The sequence below is a fragment of the Streptomyces sp. NPDC005551 genome (assembly GCF_042871785.1).
In the GTDB taxonomy this organism is placed as follows: Bacteria; Actinomycetota; Actinomycetes; order Streptomycetales; family Streptomycetaceae; genus Streptomyces.
The window spans coordinates 806,593-825,966 of sequence record NZ_JBIAJE010000002.1; the positions used below are offsets into that span (position 1 = coordinate 806,593).

Here is a 19,374-nt window from a genome sequence, read left to right on the forward strand (position 1 = left end):
GGTGCGGATCGGGCCGCCGTGGCCGACGGCTCGTCCCGGCCGACCCGAGCGGGCTCGGGTGCACGCGGCCGCAAGGCCGCGGGAGGAGTGCTTACACCTCGTACGACCTGCTCGGTACCGCCAGTTCCACCGGGCCGTCGTACACCGCGCGCGCGTCCGCCAGGTTGATCCGGGGGTCCGTCCACGGGGGGATGTGGGTGAGGACCAGGCGGCGGGCTCCCGCGCGGGTGGCCGTCTCGCCGGCCTCGCGGCCGTTGAGGTGGAGGTCGGGGATGTTCTCCTTGCCGTGGGTGAACGCCGCCTCGCACAGGAACAGGTCGGTGTCGCGGGCGAGTTGGTCCAGGGCGTCGCTGACCCCCGTGTCCCCGGAGTAGGTCAGCGAGCGGCCGCCGTGCTCGACCCGGATGCCGTACGCCTCCACCGGATGGCGCACCTTCTCCGTGTGCACGGCGAAGGGGCCGATCTCGAACGAGCCCGGCTTGACGGTGTGGAAGTCGAAGACCTCGCTCATCGAGGACGCGGAGGGCGTGTCCGCGTACGCCGTGGTCAGGCGCTGCTCCGTGCCCTCGGGTCCGTACACGGGGAGGGGTTCGCAGCGGCCGCCGTCGTGACGGTAGTAGCGCGCGACGAAGTACGCGCACATGTCGATGCAGTGGTCGGCGTGCAGATGGCTGAGGAAGATCGCGTCGAGGTCGTAGAGACCGCAGTGGCGCTGCAGCTCGCCCAGGGCACCGTTGCCCATGTCGAGAAGCAGCCGGAAGCCGTCGGCCTCGACGAGGTAGCTCGAGCAGGCCGATTCCGCGGACGGGAACGACCCCGAGCAGCCGACGACGGTGAGCTTCATGAGGGCTGGAACCTCCGCGCTGGCGGGAAATGCAAAGGCAGAAACGAAACGGGAACGGGGGTCGTGCGGTGCGTCGAGCGTAAGGCGCAAAAGCTCCCGTCGCTCCTCCGCCAGGGGCCGTTGTGGGCGAACTCACCTGTGCTGTCACCGGTTCGGATGGACATGCCGCGGACGGGGCCGGGCCGTGGCGGTACCGGTCTGGGCCGGCGTGCGGCGGACGGGGCCGGGGCGGCGGCCCGAGGTGCGCGCCGGTACCTTCTACGGTATGCACACGACCTGGTGGCTCGCCCTGGTGGCCGTGGTACTGCTCGCTCTGGTCGCGACGCTGGTCGACGGCTGGGGTCGCGGGCGGCGCCCGCCGGGACGTACGCGTCCGCAGGGACGTACACGTCCGCAGGGACGTACACGTCCGCCGGGGCGTCCGTCCGGGCGGGCGGCGGAGCCGCGGGGACGGGTGGGCGAGCCCCGGCCGGCGGAGATCTGGTGGGCGAACGTGCCCTACGAGGACGGTCCGGGTGCGAAGGACCGGCCCTGTCTGGTGCTGTCCGTGCGCGGGCGCCGGGCGACGGTCGCGAAGATCACCAGCAAGTACCACGACGAGCGGGCCGGGGTGATCCCGTTGCCGCCCGGGTCGGTGGGCGATGCCCACGGCAGGCCGAGTTATCTGGAGACGGACGAGTTGCGGGACGTTCCGGTCGGGGACTTCCGGCGCCGGGTGGGGGCCGTGGACCCCGCGCTGTGGGACCAGGTGCGCCACCTGGCCCGGTGACCGCGCGGCCGTACCCCGAGGGGCCGGCCGCAGTCCCGGACGCCGGCGGGCGTGGCCCCCACGGGCCGGGCCGCCGGCCCCGGGCGCCGGACGGGCCGCGGGTCCGGCCGCCCCTCCGGCTCCGGGAGTGCGCCGGGAGCTACGCCCAGAGCTGGCCCTGGAGCGTCTCGATGGCCTCTTCCGTGGTCGCGGCCGTGTAGACGCCCGTCGACAGGTACTTCCAGCCGCCGTCGGCCACGACGAAGACGATGTCGGCGCTCTCCCCCGCCGCCAGCGCCTTCCTGCCGACGCCGATCGCGGCGTGCAGGGCGGCGCCGGTGGAGACCCCGGCGAAGATGCCCTCCTGCTGGAGCAGTTCCCGCGTACGGGTGACGGCGTCCGCCGAGCCGACGGAGAAACGGGTGGTCAGGACGGAGGCGTCGTACAGCTCGGGGACGAAGCCCTCGTCCAGGTTGCGCAGCCCGTAGACCAGGTCGTCGTAGCGCGGCTCGGCGGCGACGATCTTGACGTCGGGCTTGTGTTCGCGCAGGAACCGGCCGACGCCCATGAGGGTGCCGGTGGTGCCGAGTCCGGCGACGAAGTGCGTGAGGGAGGGGAGGTCGGCGAGGATCTCCGGGCCGGTCGTGGCGTAGTGCGCGCCCGCGTTGTCGGGGTTGCCGTACTGGTAGAGCATCACCCAGTCCGGGTGCTCGGCCGACAGCTCCTTGGCGACGCGTACGGCCGTGTTGGAGCCGCCGGCCGCCGGGGACGAGATGATCTCGGCGCCCCACATGGCGAGCAGGTCGCGGCGCTCCCGGGAGGTGTTCTCGGGCATGACGCAGACGATGCGGTAGCCCTTGAGCCTGGCGGCCATGGCGAGCGAGATGCCGGTGTTGCCGGAGGTCGGTTCGAGGATGGTGCAGCCGGGGGTGAGCCGGCCGTCCTTCTCCGCCTGCTCGATCATGTGGAGGGCCGGGCGGTCCTTGACCGAGCCGGTCGGGTTGCGGTCCTCCAGCTTGGCCCAGATGCGCACGTCCTCGGACGGCGACAGCCGCGGCAGGCGCACCAGGGGGGTGTTGCCCACCGCGGCCAGCGGGGAGTCGTAGCGCATACCGATCAGGCCATGCCGCCGGCCACGGCCGGCAGGATCGTGACGTTGTCGCCGTCGGTCAGCTTGGTGTTGATGCCGTCGAGGAAGCGGACGTCCTCGTCGTTGAGGTAGACGTTGACGAAGCGGCGCAGCTCGCCGGCGTCCACGATCCGGGCCTGGATGCCCGCGTGGCGGGTCTCCAGGTCGGCGAAGAGCTCGGCGAGGGTCTCCCCGCCGCCCTCGACTGCCTTCTGGCCGTCGGTGTAGGTGCGGAGGATGGTGGGGATGCGGACCTCGATGGCCATGATTGCGGGCTCCTGTCGGGAGGAAAGTCAGGTCGGTGGGCGCGCGGCGGTGCTGCGTGCGTAGCGGGACGCGGGGTGCGGACGCCGCGGCTCCACGGCCGTACGGCGGCAGGGGTCAGCGCGGACAGAGGGCGCTGTTGAGCCTGCACAGGTCGACGTGCAGCCGCGCCACGAGCAGCGTGCCCGGCGTCTTCTCGCTCACGTCGTGGGAAACCATGCGCTCATCGTATCGATTCCCGACCGGGGTCCCGGAGTGTGATCTCAGATAGTGGATGAATTCTGACCGAAATGCGGGATCAGTAGCTCTCCACCACGGTGACCTCCTCCTCCGTCACCACGCCGTCGAGGATCCGGTACGAGCGGAACTGGAAGGGTCCGGCCTCGTCGGCGTCGGCCGTGGAGACCAGGACGTAGTGTGCGCCGGGCTCGTTCGCGTACGAGATGTCGGTGCGTGAGGGGTAGGCCTCGGTGGCGGTGTGCGAGTGGTAGATGACGACCGGTTCCTCGTCGCGGTCGTCCAGTTCGCGGTAGAGCTTCAGCAGGTCGCCCGAGTCGAACTCGTAGAAGGTGGGCGAGCGGGCCGCGTTCAGCATCGGAATGAACCGCTCCGGACGGTCCGTGCCGGCCGGGCCCGCGACGACGCCGCAGGCCTCGTCGGGGTGGTCCTGCCGCGCGTGCGCGACGATCTGGTCGAAGAGCGCCTGGGTGATGGTCAGCATGCTGGTCAGGATAAGCAGAAGGGCCGTCCCGTACCGAGGGGTGGTACGGGACGGCCCGGATGCCGGACGGGCGGCTCGGCGCCGACGAGGTCGGCGCGTGGCACGCGGCGCCTCGGAGGTCAGCGCTTGACGAAGGCCGCGCCCTGCGGGTTGCGGTTCTTGAGCACCAGGTAGGAGACGCCCAGGAGCAGGGCCCACACGGGGGCGCAGTAGAGCGAGATGCGGGCGTCCTTGTCGATGCCCATCATCACGATCACCATGCCGATGAAGGCGAGCGACAGGGCGCTGGCCCAGATGCCGCCGGGGGCCGGGAAGGTGGAGCGGGGCAGCTCACCGCGGTCGGACTTGAGGCGGTAGCGGATCTGGCAGATCAGGATGACGATCCAGGCCCACATGCCGGAGATGGTGGCGAAGGAGACGACGTAGTTGAACGCCTCGCCGGGCCACTGGTAGTTGATCCAGACGCCGACCATCATCAGCGCGGCCGAGACCGTGGTGCCGATGAGCGGGGTGCCGTTGCGGGTGAGCCTGGTGAAGACCTTGGGGCCCTGCCCGTTGAGCGCGAGGTCGCGCAGCATGCGGCCGGTGGAGTACATGCCGGAGTTGCAGGAGGACAGCGCGGCGGTCAGCACGACGAAGTTGACGATGCCCGCGCCGGCGGCGAGGCCCATCTTCTCGAAGGCGGCGACGAAGGGGCTGACGCCGGGCTGGAAGTTCGTCCACGGCACGACGGACAGGATCATGATCAGGGCGCCGACGTAGAAGACGGCGATGCGCCACGGCACGGTGTTGATGGCCTTCGGCAGGACCGTCTTCGGGTCCTTGGACTCACCGGCCGTCACGCCGACCAGTTCGACGGCGAGGAAGGCGAACATGACCATCTGGAGGGTCATCAGGGTGCTGCCGACGCCGTGCGGGAAGAAGCCGCCGTCGCTCCACAGGTGGCTGACCGACGCGGTGTCGCCGGCGTCGGAGAAGCCGAGGGTGAGGATGCCGGCGCAGATGAGGATCATGCCGACGATGGCGGTGACCTTGACCATCGAGAACCAGAACTCCAGCTCGCCGAAGAGCTTCACGGAGATGAGGTTCACGGCGTACAGGATGACCGTGAAGACCAGTGCGGAGATCCATTGCGGGATGTCCCACCAGTACGTCATGTAGGTGGCGGCCGCGGTGACCTCGGTGATGCCGGTGACGACCCAGAAGAGCCAGTACGTCCAGCCGGTCACGAAGCCCGCGAAGGGGCCGATGAACTCGCGTGCGTACTCCGAGAAGGAGCCCGACACGGGGCGGTACATGAGCAGCTCGCCGAGGGCGCGCATGATGAAGAAGATGACCACGCCCGCGATGGCGTAGGCGAGGATCAGGCTGGGCCCGGCCTTCGAGATGCCCTTGCCCGCGCCGAGGAACAGGCCGGTGCCGATGGCGCCGCCGATGGCGATCATCTGGATCTGCCGGGATCCGAGACCGCGCTGGTAGCCCTCGCCGTCCTCGGTCGCCGCGCTCTGCACGGCCTCACTGCCGTCGTACTGCTTGTCGACCTGCGATGAGGTCATGTTTGGTGCGCCTTTCTCCATGCCGACCCGAGCCGTCTGCGCGGCCTCGGAATCGGGTCCCGATCCCCCCGGATGTGATGGAGCTGTGCCTGGCCGGCGATCCGCCGGCTCGGTGGCGCACCCGTCGGGACATGGGTGTCGTCCCGTCGGGCGGTCGTGAAGATCTATCACGGCCGCGACAGTGATCGGCTGAGGCGTTCGTGGCGCACACCACAGAAAGAACCGGACAAAAGGCGGACCGCACCCCATAGGGTGCGGCCACGGTAATGCGATCGTTATCCGGATTTGAGCGTCCGCTGAGCGAACAACGGAGGGTGATTGTCCTGACAGGTCAGGGCATAAGGGTCTCGACAAGGGTTTCCTGGAGACCGCCCAGCCACAGGTACGCCAGCACCATGGGCTTGCGCGGGTCCTCGTCGGGGAGCCGGTAGAGCAGGTCGGTGTCCTCCTCGTCGACGACGTCCAGCCGGGCGCCGATCGCCAGCCGCAGGTCGTTGAGGGCCCGCAGCCACTGCTCCGACTGCCCGGCGGACAGTTCGAGGACCGCCCCGCCGTCCCCGGCGGGAGTGAGCGCGTCCAGGGAGCGGATCACCGTGAGCGCGTTGTCGCGTTTGCCGGCGCGCAGGTCGTTCTCCGTGAAGCGGCGGAACTCGGAGGAGTGGGCGCGCTGCTCCTCGGCCTGCTCGGGCGAGTGGGCCTCGACGCCGGGGCCGCTGTACGCGTCCGGGAAGAGGCGTTGCAGCACGGGATCGGTGGGCGGCTCGCTGGGGCCCTCGGCGAACAGCTCGGCGAGCGGGTCCCCGGGCGCGTTCTCGGCGGGGCCGGGGCCGATCAGCTCCAGCAGCTGCACCGCGAGCGAACGGATGATGGAGATCTCGACCTCGTCGAGCGCGACGGCCGCGCCGCCGCCGGGGAGCGGTTCGAAGTGTCCTGGCATCAGGGTGCGTCGCTACTTCCAGTACTGCGCGCCGCGGCCGGCCGGTTCGGTCGTGCGGTACCGGGCGCCGCGACCGGGGCGGTCATTTCCGGTCCTGCTGAAGGGTGGCCCACAGACCGTAGCCGTGCATGGCCTGCACGTCGCGTTCCATCTCCTCGCGCGTGCCGCTGGAGACGACCGCACGGCCCTTGTGGTGGACGTCCAGCATGAGCTTGTTGGCCTTGTCCTTGGAGTAGCCGAAGTACGTCTGGAAGACGTACGCGACGTAGCTCATGAGGTTGACCGGGTCGTTGTGGACGATCGTCACCCAGGGAACGTCGGGCTCGGGTACGGCGAAGACCTCCTCCGCCGACTCGGTCTTCTCGATCTCTAGGGGTGCGGGAGCCGTCACACCGCCCATGCTGCCACCTGAGGGGGCCGCGCGGCGAAACGGACCCACAAATCGTCAGTGTGACGAGATGGGAGTACGATCCGTCGTCATGAACACAGCGGACCTTGGCCTGCCGGTGGAAGTTCCCTCGACGGCGCTCTTCACGGACCAGTACGAGCTGACGATGCTGCAGGCCGCTCTGGCCGGGGGGACCGCCGAGCGGCGCTCGGTCTTCGAGGTCTTCACCCGGCGGCTCCCGGACGGCCGCCGCTACGGCGTGGTGGCGGGCACCGGCCGGGTCCTCGACGCCGTCGAGAACTTCCGCTTCGACGCGGACGTGCTGGGCTTCCTGCGGGAGAACGGGATCGTCGACGAGCCCACCCTGGAGTGGCTCGCCGGGTACCGCTTCGGCGGGGACATCTGGGGCTATCCCGAGGGCGAGGTGTACTTCCCCGGGTCGCCGGTCCTGCGGGTGGAGGGCTCCTTCGCGGAGTGCGTGCTCCTGGAGACCGTGATCCTGTCCATCCTCAACCACGACTCGGCGATCGCCGCGGCGGCGTCCCGCATGTCCTCGGCGGCGGGTGAGCGGCCGCTGATCGAGATGGGTGCGCGCCGCACCCACGAGCTGGCCGCGGTGGCCGCCGCGCGCGCCGCGTACGTCGGCGGCTTCGCGACCACCTCCGACCTCGCCGCCGGTTTCCGGTACGGCATCCCCACGGTGGGGACGAGCGCGCACGCCTTCACGCTCGTCCACGACCGGGAGCGGGACGCCTTCCAGGCCCAGGTGAACTCCCTCGGCCGGGGCACCACGCTGCTCGTGGACACGTACGACGTGCAGGAGGCCGTCCGCACGGCTGTGGAGGTCGCGGGGCCCGAGCTGGGCGCGGTGCGCATCGACTCCGGCGACCTGCTGCTGGTCGCGCACCGGGTGCGCCAGCAGCTGGACGAGCTGGGCGCGGTCAAGACGAAGATCATCGTCACCTCCGACCTGGACGAGTACGCGATCGCCTCGCTGGCGGCGGCGCCGGTGGACGCGTACGGCGTCGGCACCCAGCTGGTGACGGGGTCCGGCCATCCGACGTCCTCGATGGTCTACAAGCTGGTCGCCCGGGCCGAGTCGGCGGACCCGGAGGCCCCGCTGGAGCCGGTCGCGAAGAAGTCGTCCGGCGGCAAGTCGTCCCTCGGCGGCCGCAAGTGGGCCGCCCGGCGCCTGGACAGGTACGGCGTCGCGGAGGCCGAGGTGATCGGCACCGGCGCCGTGCCCGCCGAGCTCGCCGACCGTCAGCTGCTGGTCCAACTGGTCAAGGGGGGCCGGGTGCTGGCCCGCGAGGCCCTGGACGTCGTACGCGGCCGGCACGCGGCCGCCCGGGCGAACCTCCCGCTGTCGGCGATGCAGCTCTCGCGCGGCGAGCCGGTCATTCCGACGGAATACGTGTGAGGGGCGGGGGCGGGCGCCGCGGCCCACAGACGGGGCGGGGCCGGGGCCGCGCCCCGGGCGGGCGCGCATGAACCACCGGTGAGCGGGAATGCAACGGCCACGTCCGCCTCCCTCCCGCCGCAGCCGAATGCCCCCTCCCGCAGTGCACCCGAGATCCCTACGCCCGGTTTCGACGACCCCCGCCCGCACGACCGCCCCCGGCACCCGCGCCGCCCGCCGGCCGGGGTCCGGGTCCGTGCCCGGGTGACGCGCGACGGCCTGGCCCGCACCCCACCCCACACCGAACACCCGCCGAGCCGAAGGACACCGACCATGCGCCGCGCCTTGATCGTCGTAGACGTGCAGAACGACTTCTGCGAGGGAGGCAGCCTCGCGGTGGCCGGAGGCTCGGACGTGGCCGCCGCGATCACCGAGCTGATCGGCCAGGCGCCCGCGGGCTACCGGCACGTCGTCGCCACCCGCGACCTGCACATCGCTCCCGGCGGCCACTTCGCCGACAACCCCGACTACGTCCACTCCTGGCCCGCGCACTGCGTGGCGGGCACCGAGGGGGTGGGCTTCCATCCGAACTTCGCCCCGGCCGTCGCCTCCGGCGCGATCGACGCCGTCTTCGACAAGGGCGCCTACGCGGCCGCGTACAGCGGCTTCGAGGGTGCCGACGAGAACGGCGTCTCGCTGGGCGACTGGCTCAAGGCCCGCGGGATCGACGAGGTCGACGTGGTCGGCATCGCCACCGATCACTGCGTGCGGGCGACCGCGCTGGACGCGGTCCGCCAGGGCTTCCGCACACAGGTGCTGCTGGACCTGACCGCCGGAGTGGCGGAGCAGACCACGCACCGGGCGCTGGAGGAGCTGCGCGAGGCGGGCGTGGAGCTCTCCGGGAAGCCGGTGGGCCAGGAGCTGTGACCGCATCCGGGTCCGGCCGCCGCGCCGGTCCCGGCCGGACAGCCGGCCGTCCCGGCCGGGAGACGGTCGTCCCGGCCGGGAGACGGTCGTCCCGGCCGGGCGGTGGTCGTGGTGGCCGGTCAGGTCTGGGGGGCCGGCCGGCGCGACAGGGACCGGATCGGATGCCAGAGTTCCGTCGCCATGACACCGTTGTCGGGGGCCGTGCGCCAGAGCAGGCCGTCGGGGTGGTGCAGGACCGCGGTGATCTCGTCCGGGGTGGGCGGCGCCGCGTTGCCGCGGAGGTAGACCGCGCGCATCCCCAGATTGCGCAGCCGCGTCAGCGCGCGTGCGCGGTTCTGGGCGAGGACGAGGAAGCGCAGGCAGCCGGTGCCGGGGCCGGCCGGACTCGGCAGGTTGAGCGCCACCACCACGCTGCCGTTCGGCAGCTTGCTGAAACCCCCTGCGGCCATGCGGTCACACCCCCGTGAGATCTGGTGTCAATAAGAAAGTCACAGGACGCACCTAAACACGATCGGCCGCGACCCGCCAGAGGGGTTGCGGCCGATCATGTTCTGACCAGGCAGAACGTCAGTTACTTGGTCGAAGGACCCACCTTGAGCGTGATCGTGGAGCCATCCCTGGGCTCCTTGACGATCTTGATCGTGGTGTTGGTGTCAGTGACCTTGACGCTGTTGAACGGGTTCGCCGGGTCGTAGTACGAACCCCGGTGGTCGTCGAAGGCCGGGACGCCCTTCTGCGACTTGATCTTCAGCGCGACGTCGGCGTTGTGGAGCGTGAACGCGTCCGTCGGATAGGTGCTGAAGGTCGCGTCGAAGGCCTGGACCTTGTTGCGGAGCAGCGTGCCGTCGGCCCACTTCAGCGCCTTGGCGTGCGCGTCCACCGGCAGGATCAGACCCTCGCCCGGGTGTTCGCTGGTGTTGTCGTCCGCCTGCGAGGTGTCCCACTTCCAGATCAGCAGACCGTTCTGGTACGGGTAGTGCTCGACCCAGTCGGGACGCGTCGTCGAGAAGCCGAAGTTGTACGGGCCGACCTTGAGGGTCTTGTCGTACGAGACGTACTGACGGTTCTCGGCCAGGTAGTACTGCGCGTAGTCCTTGGTGAAGGACGCGCCGATGCGGGAGAAGCCGTTGGCCGTCCAGGCCGCGTCCGCGCTCTCCGCGTTGTCGGAGAAGAGGGCGGAGCCGTCGGCGGTCACGGTGATCTCGTCGGCCGCGAAGCCCTTCAGCGCCTTGCCGCCGTCGGAGGAGTAGCGGAACCGCAGGTCGATCTTCTTGCCCGCGTAGGCGTCGAGCGGGAAGGACAGCTTCTTGTACGCGGCCGTCGTGCCGGTCAGGGCCGGCTTGTCACTGCCGTCGCGCGGGATGGCCGCGCCGTCGGCCGTGCCGTCCAGGGCGGTCCAGTTGGCGCCGCCGTCGGTGGACACCTCCGTGTAGAGGAAGTCGTACTCCTCCTCGATGTCCCACCAGCCGTCGAGGGTCAGCGCGGCCTTCGACTTGCCGGTGAGGTCGACCGACCGGGTCAGCGTGTTCTTCAGGTTGTCGCCGCTGCCGCTCCACCACTGGGTGGCACCCTGGGCCGGGGTGACGACCTGGGTGGTCACCGCCTTCTTCGGCAGCGTGACGACCAGCGCCTGCTTGTCCTTGGTGTTGTACTCCGCGACACCCAGCTTGTGCTTCGACTTCTTCCCCGCCTCGGCGGTGGCGTAGTTCAGCCAGCCGAGCTGCAGCTTGTCCCAGGCGTTCATGTCGCCCGGGAGGTCACCGATGGACTCCTTGCCGGTGCCGAGCCAGGAGCCGGCCGACATCAGCGTCCAGAAGCCGGTGCCGTTCTCGCCGCCGCCGGAGGTGTCGTACTCGTCCGGCAGGCCCAGGTCGTGGCCGTACTCGTGGGCGAAGACGCCGAGTCCGCCGTTCTCCGGCTGGATGGTGTAGTCGCCGACCCAGATGCCGGTGTCGCCGATCTGCGCGCCGCCGAGCCGGTTGCCCGTGGGGCCCGTGGCGCCCGCGTCGGAGCCGAACGCGTACCAGCGGTGGGCCCAGATCGCGTCCGTGGCCTGGGCGCCGCCGCCCGCCGACTCGTCCTCACCGGCGTGCACGATCTGGAAGTGGTCGATGTAGCCGTCGGGCTCGTTGAAGTCGCCGTCGGCGTCGAAGTCGTAGCGGTCCCACTGGTCGTAGCGGGCGAGGTCCGCCTTGATGGCGGCGTCGGTCCGGCCGGCCGCCTTCTGCTGGGCGACCCAGGCGGTGACGCCGTCGCTCACCACGTTCCAGACGCTGGAGCAGTTGGTCTGGCCGCAGTAGTTGGAGCCGTAACGGGCCTCGTTGTAGGGGACCTTGACCCAGTCGGTGACCTCACCTTCGACCGAGTAGCGGCCCGAGGACTGCTTCTCGTAGTACTTCTTCAGCGACTCGGTCTTCTTGCCGGTGCCGAAGTAGAGGTCCTGGAAGTGCTTCCGGTCGTAGTCCTTCTGCCAGGCCGTGCTGTTGTCCTTGGCACGGTCCGGCGCGGCTATGCGGTTGTGCAGCGGGCCGGCGGTGCCGCCGTACTTGCTGTCGATCCGGTCGCCGAACTCGACCAGGATCGTGAAGATCTGGTCGGTCTTCTCGCGGCCGACCTCGACGTACTTGCTCTTGTTGAGCTTCACGACCTGGGAGCCGTCGCGGTCCTTGACCTCGGCGTCGCCGGATATGACCCGGTTCAGGGCCTCCTGGCGCTGGGCTTCCTGGGTCTTGCTCAGCGGGCCGTCCAGGTCGTGTTCGACCTTGTTCCTGGCCGGCTGCGGGTCGTGGCGGTCCACGGTCGCCGACGACGGTGCGTCATCGGCCTGGGCCACGGCGAACGTCGAGAACGTGGCGGTCGCCGCCGCGAGGGCGACGCCCACTGCGGCCGCTCTGAACGTCCAGGTTTTGCTGGTCACTTGATTTCCTCCCCTGCGCCCCGTGCGCGCGGAGAGGATGGGGGTCCTGGTCATGGAGGGTCCCGCGCGCCGTACACGCGATTCAAGTGACGTCATTCGACCGGAGTTGCCGAGGAAAAGACAGATCTTGACTTGAACAGGCCAAGTGCACTATGCGAAGTGTTCGTTCGCTATCCGGACGTTCCGCGGGACGCCAACGGGCGCGTCGTACCGTCCGGTTGGCGGACGGCATGACTCCGTGCGCCCCCCATGCTCCGGCACCGTGGGTTAGGTCACGCTTACTGGTCGTTCCGGTCGGGCATGGAGCGGAATAGAGTCGATTGGCGGAGCGCCGGTGTGCCGGCGGAAAGCCAAGTCGACACCGTTGTCCGACCCGCAGATCCTTGTCCGCACCCTCCCCCGTCGCGAGAGGTCCCGGGGGGAGCACCCACCCGAGGACACGATTGCCATGCCTCGTCCGACCGCCAGGCCTCGTCCGACCGCCGCACAGCTCGCCTACGGCTCCTGCACCGTGATCTTCTCCACGCTTGCCATGCTGCTGCTGTCACAGACGAGTTCGGGCCTGGGCATCGCGGTGATCGTGCTCTCGGCGCTCGTCCTCGGGCTGCTCGTCGCCATGACCGTCCCGCTGCCGAAACCCGTACCGGCCGCCCCCGGGCCCCGGGCGCCCCGGCCGGTGCCGGTGCGGCGGGAGACGGCGTCCGTCGGGTCGTCCGAGTCCGGACGCGAGTCGGCGGGCCCGTGAGACACGGACCCGCCCGACGTCACCGCGCCGTCCCACCGGCGTTTCTCACCGGGTCCTGACCACCACCGTCTTCGCCGCCTTGTCGTGCAGACCCTGCTTGTAGGGCCGGTCGAAGAAGCTCCAGCCACCCGCGATCGCGGTCCAGACGCAGGCGCAGCAGAACGCGAAGGGGAGCCACAGCACGAGTGCGCGCACCAGCGAGGACTGCACGGAGGGCGTCGCGCCGTTGTCGAGGTTGGCCACCCGGTGGTTGAACAGCTTCTTGCCCAGGGTCTGGCCCGTCCTGCTGATCATGAAGGTGTCGTACGCGATGTAGAGGACCGCGGCGACGAGCTCCTGCCCGAACGACTTGCCGTACTCGATCTTGTCGGTGTCGACCGTGTACTGGGTGAAGCCGAAGCCCCAGGACAGCAGCCAGATGACGACACCGACGAGGATCATGTCGATGATTCTCGCGAGGACCCGCTTGCCGCTCTCGGCCAGCGGGGGCATTCCGGAGAGGGGTCCGTCGCCGCCGTAGGGGCCGCCGCCGTAGGGGTCGCCGCCCCCGCCGTACGGGGAGCCGCCACCGCCTCCGGGGGGTCCGCCGCCGCCGTACGGGCCGCCGCCCCCTCCGTACGGGTCGCCGCCGCCGTACGGGTCGCCCTGGGGCGGCGGCGTGCCGTACGGGGAGCCGCCGCCCTGGGCCGGCGGAGGCTGCTGCTTCTTGAACGGGTCGTCGTCCGGGAACTGACCGGAGACGGGGGGCGGCGGTTCGGTGCTCATGGCCCGAGTCGACCGCGAACCCCCCGGCTCCGCATCCGGCGCGGGGCCGTCCGGGCTACGGCGCGGGTCAGGCGGCCACGAAGGTGTGGGCCGCCTTGTCGTGCAGGCACTGGCGCCAGGGCCGGTCGAACAGGCACCACACGACGCCCACGAGCCCGATCACGAGGACGCCGGGGACGCTGTAGACGAGCCAGCGGCGCAGCGCCAGGGCGAAGGTCGGCGGCTCGCCGCCCTCGATGTCCCGCACCTGGAGACCGCAGAGCTTCTTGCCGAGCGTGCGGCCCCATCTGGCCGTGGGCAGCACCTCGTAGAGGACCCCGAAGAGGAGCAGCACCGCGAGAACGACACCGAGGCAGGTGGCCGTGGTGCCGTCGAGCAGCCACACGGTGACGGTCTCGCCGGACCGCTTCGCCGCGTCGATCTTGTCGTTGACGTGGTCGACGGCCCTGGCGCCGAGAGGGACGGCGGCCACGGCGGTGACAGCGGCGACGACGACGGTGTCCACCAGCCGGGCGGCCAGCCGCCTGCCGAGCCCCGCCGGGCGGGCGGCGGCCTGAGCGCGCGCCGCCGCTTGGAACACGTCGTCCACGGGCGGTTTCCACGGGACGACGGGCTGTCCCTCGTCGGCCGCGCCTGCCAGCCGGTGCACCTGCTGCGCCCAGGACGGCTGGCCGCCGCCGGCCCCGGGGCTCATCGGGGTGGCGGCCGGATCCGCGGACTGCGGGGGGACCGTGCCGGACGGGGTCTGCGGGGCGGCCGCTGCCGCGGGGCCGGTCTGCGGCCCGGCCGGTCGCTCCGTGCGCGGGGAAGGGGTACGGGGGGCCGTGCCCTCGGGGGCGAGGGGGCCGTCGGCCGTGCCCGCCGGCTGCCCCGCGCCGGCGGGTCCGGGGACCTGCGGCCCGCCGGGACGGCCGGTCGCGGCACCCGCGGGTCCGAAGGTGCCGGCGCCCGCCGGCGCGGCGTGCCCGGCGCGCTGGGCACCGATGCTCCCGGCCTCCGCGGCCAAGGGCCCCGCACCGGCGGGGCCGAAGACCCCGGCGCCCGCGCCGGCGGCACCGGTGTTCCCCGCACCGGGGTTCCCCGGGCCCACGGCACCGAAAGTCCCGGCAACCGCACCGGCGTTCGCGGCACCCGGCACCCCGGCGTTCGCGGAACCCGCGTTCCCCGGGCCCACGGAACCGGGGTTCCCCGAGCCGGCGTTCCCCGTGCCCGCGGCACCGAAAGTCCCGGCACCCGCACCGGCGTTCCCGGCACCCGGCACCCCGGCGTTCGCGGAACCCGCGTTCCCCGCGCCCGCGGAACCGGGGTTCCCCGCGCCGGAGTTCCCCGTGCCCGCGGCACCGAAAGTCCCGGGAGCCGCACCGGCGTTCCCGGTTGCCGCCGTGCCGTACGCCCCGGCGCCCGCGGAACCGGCGTTTCCCGTACCGGGGTTCCCGGACCCCGCCGCTCCGAAGCCCGCTGCCCCCGCGAGCGTACCGGGGTCGGCCGGGTCCGTCGCGGTGCCGGGGCGGGCGGTGCCGCCGGGCAGGCGGCGGAAGACGACCGTGCCGTCCGGCGCGAGCCGGTGCGGTGAGTCCTCGTCGGCGGTCGCCGGGGGGATCGTCGTGGTGCCGTCCGTGCGGGTGGACCTGCCGTCGGGCTGGGCGACCGGGTCGACCGGCCCGCCCGCGTGCGGGACGCGCGGGTCGGCGCTGCGGTCCGCACCCCAGGAGACCCGGCGGTCCTGGTCTCCGCCGAAGCCGGACTGCCACGACCGGTCGGCGCCCCAGGCCGACGCGGGCTCGGGCCGGCTGCCGTGCTGGGCCTCGGCCGGGGGCCGGTGCGGCTCGGCCGGGGGCTGCGGGTCCTCGTCGAAGAAGTGCGGGCCCGTCTCCTCGGCCGCCGGGGTCCCGCCCCGCGCGGCCGGGACCGAGCGCCCGGTAGCGGGCGCCGGGCCGGAGGCGGGACGCGTGCCGGCGGGCGGCGCGAGGGGCACCCCGTCCGTCGGCGCCGGACGGCTGGTGCCCGGCACCCAGGAGGCACCGTTCCAGTACCGGACATATCCAGGAATGGAGGGGTCCGGGTAATACCCTTCGCGGGGCCTGTCGTCACCGGGTGCCGGGGTTGGGGCGCTCATGTCCGTCGTCCCGTATCTGCTCGGGGGTTTTTGGGGGGTCCACATCTATCAGACCGGCGCGCGTACCACTGGCGCTCCCGCCGTACCCACCCCATCGGGGCAAGGCCGCGCCGCCTCCCGCGCTCCCGGCGCCGAAGCTGTCCGGGACAGTGCGCGCGGAAGCCGGGAAACCCTTCCGGATCCGCGTAATGATTCGGGCGCCCCGCGCTCTCCACTCGTGCGGGCCCCTTCCACGGGCCCCGATCCGGAAAGGAAGCGCATCGACATGCACACCGTGGTGGAACGCGAACTCGAGCTCAAACTGGTCCTGTCGCCGGAGCGCAGCATCCCGGTCCCGGCGCGGCTGACCTATCGCACCGACGACCCGTACGCCGTCCACGTCACCTTCCACGTCGGCTCGGACCATCCGGTCGCCTGGACCTTCGCCCGCGAGCTGCTCGTGGAGGGGGTCTTCCGGCCGTGCGGGCACGGTGACGTGCGGGTGTGGCCCACGAAGGGCGCGGACCGCGGTGTCGTCCTGATGGCGCTGAACTCACCCGGCGGCGACGCGCTGCTCGAGGCGCCCGCCGCGCAGGTGTCCGCCTGGCTGGAGCGCACCCTGCGGGCGGTCCCCCCGGGCTCCGAGACGGAGCAGCTCGGGCTCGACGACGGCCTGGCCGAACTGCTCGCGCCCACTCCGGCCGACGACCTGTGGCCGCGCGACCCGTGGCCGTCGGACGAGTCGCCGGACGCTGAGTGAGCGGCCGAGGACGGCCGACGGAGGACGAGGCCGCCCCAGGTCGACACGGTCTACAGCACCTTGCCCGGGTTCAGGATGCCGAGGGGGTCGAAGGCGGCCTTGATGCCGCGCTGCATCTCCACGCCGACCGGGCCGATCTCGCGCGCCAGCCACTCCTTCTTCAGGACGCCCACGCCGTGTTCGCCGGTGATGGTGCCGCCGAGCTCCAGGCCGAGGGCCATGATCTCGTCGAAGGACTCGCGGGCGCGCCGGGACTCGGCGGGGTCGGCGGCGTCGAAGCAGACGGTGGGGTGGGTGTTGCCGTCGCCTGCGTGGGCGCAGACGCCGATGGTGAGGGCGTACTTCCCGGCGATCCGCTCGACCCCTTCGAGCATCTCGCCGAGCCGGGAGCGCGGCACGCAGACGTCGTCGATCATCGTCGTGCCCTTGACCGCCTCGAGCGCGGGCAGTGACAGCCGGCGTGCCTGGAGGAGCAGTTCGGACTCGGCGGCGTCGTCGGCCGGCACGACCTGGGTGGCGCCCGCCGCCTCGCACAGGGCGCCGACCGCCGCGAGGTCGGCGGCGGGCTCCGGGGTGTCGAAGGCGGCCAGCAGGAGCGCCTCGGTGGTTTCCGGGAGGCCCATGTGGGCGAGGGCGTTGACGGCGCGCACCGTCGTGCCGTCCATGAGTTCGAGCAGGGACGGGACGTGGCCGCCCGCCATGATCCGGCAGACGGCGTCGCAGGCGGCGGCGGCCGACGCGAACTCGGCGGCCAGCACCAGCTGCCGCGGCGGCCGGGGCTTCAGGGCCAGGACGGCCCGTACGACGATGCCGAGCGAGCCCTCGGAGCCGACGAAGAGGCGGGTGAGGTCGTACCCGGCGACCCCCTTGGCGGTGCGGCGGCCGGTGCGCAGCAGGCGGCCGTCGGCGAGGACGACGTCCAGGCCGAGGACGTACTCGGCGGTCACCCCGTACTTCACGCAGCACAGGCCGCCGGAGGCCGTGCCGATGTTGCCGCCGATGGTGCACATCTCCCAGCTGGAGGGGTCCGGCGGGTAGCACAGGCCGTGTTCGTCGACGGCGCGGGAGAGCGTCGCGTTGACGACGCCGGGTTCCACGACGGCGATCCGGTCGACGGGGCTGATCTCCAGGATCCGGTCCATCCTGACGAGGGACAGCACGATGCAGCCGTCCGTGGCGTTCGCGGCGCCCGACAGGCCGGTGCGGGCCCCCTGGGGGACGACGGGGACGCGCAGCTCGGTGGCGGTGCGCATGACGTGCTGGACCTGTTCCACCGTGCGCGGCAGGACGACGGCGGCGGGGGTGCCCGCCGCGCAGAAGCTCGCCATGTCGTGGGCGTAGGAGGCCGTGACGTCCGGGTCGGTGAGGACCGCCTCGGCCGGCAGGCCCGCGAGCAGACGGTCCACGAGGTCGCCCGTCGCTTCGTCGCGCGGGGCTTCGATACGGCTCATGATCACAGCGTCGCACCCGGGGCCATCGGTGTGAACCCCGGATACGGCACCCTTCGAGTGCCGGGACGCGGTCTCTGTGTTGACGCACAGTGAGCGGCATGGTGATCGCACAACTCCCGCCGGATTCCGTCCGGCCGAGCCGCTCCCCCGTCGTGCGGCGCGTGCTGACCGGCACCGCCGTGGCAGGTGCCGTCCTGGGCGGTGTGCTGGTGCTGCTGCCCGGGGAGCGGCAGCCGCCGCGGCCCGCGCCGGGGCCGATGGCCCGGACGGTGACCGCGGTCGGGGCCGGGGTGCCGGTGGCGCTGCCCGATCTGGCCGCGCTGATCGCCCAGCGCGAGGCACGGGTGCGGACCCGTCCGCGTGACGGCCGCTCGTGGGCCCTGCTGGGCGCCGCGTACGTGGAGCAGGGCCGGCGGACGGCCACGCCTGCCTTCTACCCGAAGGCCGAGAAGGCGCTGCGTACGGCGCTGGGGACGGGGACGGCGGGGAACGGGACCGCCCTGGACGGACTGGCCGCCCTGGCCAACGCCCGGGGCGACTTCCGGACGGCGAAGAAGTGGGGCGAGGCGGCGGTCGCGCAGGCCCCGAAGCGGTGGACGGCGTACCCGCAGCTGCTGGAGGCATACGAGGGCCTCGGGGACCACAAGGCCACCAAGAAGACACTCGACCGGCTGCTGGAGCTGCGGTCGGGTCCCGCGGTCATGGCCAGGGCCGCCCAGGTGTACCGGGACCGCGGGTGGCGTGAGGACGCCGCGGCCGCTCTCGCGGACGCGGCGGCCGGTGCGGGGACCCCCGCGGCGCGGGCGGCCTATCTGTCCCGGTCGGGTGACCTGGCCTGGGAGCGGGGCGAGCCGGCGGATGCGCTGCGCCGGTACGAGGCGGCGCTGCGCGCGGATCCCGACGAGCATTCCGCGCTCGCCGGACAGGGGCGGGCGCTTGCCGCGCTGGGCCGTACGTCGGAGGCGCTGCGCGCCTACCGGACCGTGCTCGACAGGCAGCCGTCACCGGGCTACGCGCTGGAACTGGGTGAGCTGTACGAGTCGCTGGGGCTGGGCGGGGCGGCCCGGGTCCAGTACGACCTGCTGCGGGCCCGGGCGCGGGAGGAGGCCGCCGCAGGCGTCGACGTCGAGCCGGTGCTCGGGCTGTTCGAGGCGGACCACGGGGACGCGCGTTCGGCCGTGCGCCGGCTGCGCGAGGAGTGGCGGCGGCACCCCGGGACCGCCGTCGCGGACGCGCTGGGCTGGGCGCTGCACCGGGCCGGGGAGAACGAGGAGGCGCTGAAGTTCACGACGCGGGCCATGGACGCGGAGCACGGCGGCGGGGTCCGCAGCGCCCTGTACGCCTACCACCGCGGGCAGATCGAACGGGACCTGGAGCGGTACGGGCCGGCCCGCCGCCATCTCCAGGAGGCGCTGCGCATCAACCCGTACTTCTCGCCGCTCCTCGTCCCGGCGGCCAGGCAGGCGCTGGCGGCCCTGGGCGAGCCTGCCGCACAGGAGCTGCCCGAGGACGCGGAGCCGTCGGGGGAGGAAGCGGAGGCGGAGGCGGTGGAGCCCGGGTCGAAGCCGTCGGCCGCGCGGCCGACGGCTTCGGGCGGGGCGACGGCCTCCGGCGGGGCGACGGCCTCCGGCGGGGCGACGGCTTCGGACGGGCCCACGGCCCCGGGCGGGCCGGCGCCCGACCCGCGGCGCTCGGGCTCCCGTTGAGCGCCGGGGCGTGAGCGCCGGG

The 19,374-nt window shown here is 72.3% G+C and carries 19 protein-coding genes; 6 read left to right on the forward strand and 13 right to left on the reverse strand.

Annotation, left to right across the window (positions count from 1 at the left end; translation table 11 throughout):
• Positions 1-91 precede the first annotated feature (91 nt).
• Positions 92-844 (reverse strand): MBL fold metallo-hydrolase, encoded by a 753-nt coding sequence (locus ACFYP4_RS07720; RefSeq protein ID WP_358851376.1) that lies wholly within the window; start codon positions 842-844, stop codon positions 92-94.
• Between the two features lie 265 nt (positions 845-1,109).
• On the opposite strand from ACFYP4_RS07720, the gene ACFYP4_RS07725 reads away from it, so the two are divergent.
• On the forward strand, positions 1,110-1,613 hold the full coding sequence (locus ACFYP4_RS07725; RefSeq protein WP_388783662.1) for a type II toxin-antitoxin system PemK/MazF family toxin: 504 nt from the start codon (positions 1,110-1,112) through the stop codon (positions 1,611-1,613).
• A 139-nt stretch (positions 1,614-1,752) separates the two neighbouring features.
• Here ACFYP4_RS07725 and ACFYP4_RS07730 read toward each other — a convergent pair whose 3' ends face one another.
• The 7 genes from ACFYP4_RS07730 to clpS all read right to left on the reverse strand — a co-directional run bounded on the left by ACFYP4_RS07730 (position 1,753) and on the right by clpS (position 6,599).
• The gene (locus ACFYP4_RS07730) at positions 1,753-2,703 is read right to left on the reverse strand and encodes a cysteine synthase (protein WP_358851378.1); all 951 of its coding nucleotides are present in this window, start codon (positions 2,701-2,703) and stop codon (positions 1,753-1,755) included.
• Between the two features lie 5 nt (positions 2,704-2,708).
• Positions 2,709-2,987 (reverse strand): MoaD/ThiS family protein, encoded by a 279-nt coding sequence (locus tag ACFYP4_RS07735; RefSeq protein WP_388783665.1) that lies wholly within the window; start codon positions 2,985-2,987, stop codon positions 2,709-2,711.
• Between the two features lie 115 nt (positions 2,988-3,102).
• The gene (locus tag ACFYP4_RS07740; RefSeq protein WP_356134259.1) at positions 3,103-3,204 is read right to left on the reverse strand and encodes a putative leader peptide; all 102 of its coding nucleotides are present in this window, start codon (positions 3,202-3,204) and stop codon (positions 3,103-3,105) included.
• Between the two features lie 79 nt (positions 3,205-3,283).
• Positions 3,284-3,706: a M67 family metallopeptidase gene (locus ACFYP4_RS07745; protein WP_358851380.1), complete on the reverse strand. Its 423-nt coding sequence runs from the start codon at positions 3,704-3,706 to the stop codon at positions 3,284-3,286.
• Between the two features lie 119 nt (positions 3,707-3,825).
• Complete coding sequence (locus ACFYP4_RS07750; protein WP_358851381.1) at positions 3,826-5,262, reverse strand: amino acid permease; 1,437 nt, start codon at positions 5,260-5,262, stop codon at positions 3,826-3,828.
• A 331-nt stretch (positions 5,263-5,593) separates the two neighbouring features.
• Positions 5,594-6,199 (reverse strand): DUF2017 domain-containing protein, encoded by a 606-nt coding sequence (locus tag ACFYP4_RS07755; RefSeq protein ID WP_358851382.1) that lies wholly within the window; start codon positions 6,197-6,199, stop codon positions 5,594-5,596.
• 82 nt (positions 6,200-6,281) lie between these two features.
• Positions 6,282-6,599: an ATP-dependent Clp protease adapter ClpS gene (gene clpS, locus ACFYP4_RS07760; protein ID WP_358851383.1), complete on the reverse strand. Its 318-nt coding sequence runs from the start codon at positions 6,597-6,599 to the stop codon at positions 6,282-6,284.
• A gap of 79 nt (positions 6,600-6,678) precedes the next feature.
• Here clpS and ACFYP4_RS07765 point away from each other — a divergent pair, with 79 nt between their 5' ends.
• Positions 6,679-8,007 (forward strand): nicotinate phosphoribosyltransferase, encoded by a 1,329-nt coding sequence (locus ACFYP4_RS07765; RefSeq protein ID WP_388783671.1) that lies wholly within the window; start codon positions 6,679-6,681, stop codon positions 8,005-8,007.
• 312 nt (positions 8,008-8,319) lie between these two features.
• Entirely contained in the window at positions 8,320-8,913 is a 594-nt protein-coding gene (locus ACFYP4_RS07770; RefSeq protein WP_358851385.1) for a nicotinamidase, read from the forward strand.
• Positions 8,914-9,032: 119 nt separating this feature from the next.
• Here ACFYP4_RS07770 and ACFYP4_RS07775 read toward each other — a convergent pair whose 3' ends face one another.
• Together ACFYP4_RS07775 and ACFYP4_RS07780 are read right to left on the reverse strand one after the other, a co-directional pair.
• Positions 9,033-9,362 (reverse strand): hypothetical protein, encoded by a 330-nt coding sequence (locus ACFYP4_RS07775; protein ID WP_358851386.1) that lies wholly within the window; start codon positions 9,360-9,362, stop codon positions 9,033-9,035.
• 122 nt (positions 9,363-9,484) lie between these two features.
• The gene (locus ACFYP4_RS07780) at positions 9,485-11,830 is read right to left on the reverse strand and encodes an immune inhibitor A domain-containing protein (protein ID WP_388783675.1); all 2,346 of its coding nucleotides are present in this window, start codon (positions 11,828-11,830) and stop codon (positions 9,485-9,487) included.
• 448 nt (positions 11,831-12,278) lie between these two features.
• Here ACFYP4_RS07780 and ACFYP4_RS07785 point away from each other — a divergent pair, with 448 nt between their 5' ends.
• Complete coding sequence (locus ACFYP4_RS07785) at positions 12,279-12,575, forward strand: hypothetical protein (protein ID WP_358851388.1); 297 nt, start codon at positions 12,279-12,281, stop codon at positions 12,573-12,575.
• Positions 12,576-12,620: 45 nt separating this feature from the next.
• Here ACFYP4_RS07785 and ACFYP4_RS07790 read toward each other — a convergent pair whose 3' ends face one another.
• Together ACFYP4_RS07790 and ACFYP4_RS07795 are read right to left on the reverse strand one after the other, a co-directional pair.
• The gene (locus ACFYP4_RS07790; RefSeq protein WP_388783678.1) at positions 12,621-13,340 is read right to left on the reverse strand and encodes an RDD family protein; all 720 of its coding nucleotides are present in this window, start codon (positions 13,338-13,340) and stop codon (positions 12,621-12,623) included.
• A gap of 67 nt (positions 13,341-13,407) precedes the next feature.
• A complete protein-coding gene (locus tag ACFYP4_RS07795) occupies positions 13,408-15,501 on the reverse strand; it encodes an RDD family protein (RefSeq protein WP_388783681.1) in 2,094 nt (697 codons plus the stop codon).
• A gap of 220 nt (positions 15,502-15,721) precedes the next feature.
• On the opposite strand from ACFYP4_RS07795, the gene ACFYP4_RS07800 reads away from it, so the two are divergent.
• Positions 15,722-16,195 (forward strand): SsgA family sporulation/cell division regulator, encoded by a 474-nt coding sequence (locus ACFYP4_RS07800; protein WP_358851391.1) that lies wholly within the window; start codon positions 15,722-15,724, stop codon positions 16,193-16,195.
• A 50-nt stretch (positions 16,196-16,245) separates the two neighbouring features.
• Here the strand turns inward: ACFYP4_RS07800 and ACFYP4_RS07805 are convergent, their stop codons facing one another.
• Positions 16,246-17,652 carry an FAD-linked oxidase C-terminal domain-containing protein gene (locus ACFYP4_RS07805; RefSeq protein ID WP_358851392.1) on the reverse strand — a complete coding sequence of 469 codons (1,407 nt, stop codon included), beginning with the start codon at positions 17,650-17,652 and terminating at the stop codon, positions 16,246-16,248.
• A gap of 92 nt (positions 17,653-17,744) precedes the next feature.
• Here ACFYP4_RS07805 and ACFYP4_RS07810 point away from each other — a divergent pair, with 92 nt between their 5' ends.
• Complete coding sequence (locus tag ACFYP4_RS07810) at positions 17,745-19,352, forward strand: tetratricopeptide repeat protein (protein ID WP_388783685.1); 1,608 nt, start codon at positions 17,745-17,747, stop codon at positions 19,350-19,352.
• Positions 19,353-19,374: the final 22 nt, after the last annotated feature.

Bases quoted from the DNA above. Each gene is read 5' to 3' on its own strand.
- ACFYP4_RS07720 (WP_358851376.1), bottom strand. From the start codon at position 844: ATGAAGCTCACCGTCGTCGGCTGCTCGGGGTCGTTCCCGTCCGCGGAA.
- ACFYP4_RS07725 (WP_388783662.1), top strand. From the start codon at position 1,110: ATGCACACGACCTGGTGGCTCGCCCTGGTGGCCGTGGTACTGCTCGCT.
- ACFYP4_RS07730 (WP_358851378.1), bottom strand. From the start codon at position 2,703: ATGCGCTACGACTCCCCGCTGGCCGCGGTGGGCAACACCCCCCTGGTG.
- ACFYP4_RS07735 (WP_388783665.1), bottom strand. From the start codon at position 2,987: ATGGCCATCGAGGTCCGCATCCCCACCATCCTCCGCACCTACACCGAC.
- ACFYP4_RS07740 (WP_356134259.1), bottom strand. From the start codon at position 3,204: ATGGTTTCCCACGACGTGAGCGAGAAGACGCCGGGCACGCTGCTCGTG.
- ACFYP4_RS07745 (WP_358851380.1), bottom strand. From the start codon at position 3,706: ATGCTGACCATCACCCAGGCGCTCTTCGACCAGATCGTCGCGCACGCG.
- ACFYP4_RS07750 (WP_358851381.1), bottom strand. From the start codon at position 5,262: ATGACCTCATCGCAGGTCGACAAGCAGTACGACGGCAGTGAGGCCGTG.
- ACFYP4_RS07755 (WP_358851382.1), bottom strand. From the start codon at position 6,199: ATGCCAGGACACTTCGAACCGCTCCCCGGCGGCGGCGCGGCCGTCGCG.
- clpS (WP_358851383.1), bottom strand. From the start codon at position 6,599: ATGGGCGGTGTGACGGCTCCCGCACCCCTAGAGATCGAGAAGACCGAG.
- ACFYP4_RS07765 (WP_388783671.1), top strand. From the start codon at position 6,679: ATGAACACAGCGGACCTTGGCCTGCCGGTGGAAGTTCCCTCGACGGCG.
- ACFYP4_RS07770 (WP_358851385.1), top strand. From the start codon at position 8,320: ATGCGCCGCGCCTTGATCGTCGTAGACGTGCAGAACGACTTCTGCGAG.
- ACFYP4_RS07775 (WP_358851386.1), bottom strand. From the start codon at position 9,362: ATGGCCGCAGGGGGTTTCAGCAAGCTGCCGAACGGCAGCGTGGTGGTG.
- ACFYP4_RS07785 (WP_358851388.1), top strand. From the start codon at position 12,279: ATGCCTCGTCCGACCGCCAGGCCTCGTCCGACCGCCGCACAGCTCGCC.
- ACFYP4_RS07790 (WP_388783678.1), bottom strand. From the start codon at position 13,340: ATGAGCACCGAACCGCCGCCCCCCGTCTCCGGTCAGTTCCCGGACGAC.
- ACFYP4_RS07795 (WP_388783681.1), bottom strand. From the start codon at position 15,501: ATGTGGACCCCCCAAAAACCCCCGAGCAGATACGGGACGACGGACATG.
- ACFYP4_RS07800 (WP_358851391.1), top strand. From the start codon at position 15,722: ATGCACACCGTGGTGGAACGCGAACTCGAGCTCAAACTGGTCCTGTCG.
- ACFYP4_RS07810 (WP_388783685.1), top strand. From the start codon at position 17,745: ATGGTGATCGCACAACTCCCGCCGGATTCCGTCCGGCCGAGCCGCTCC.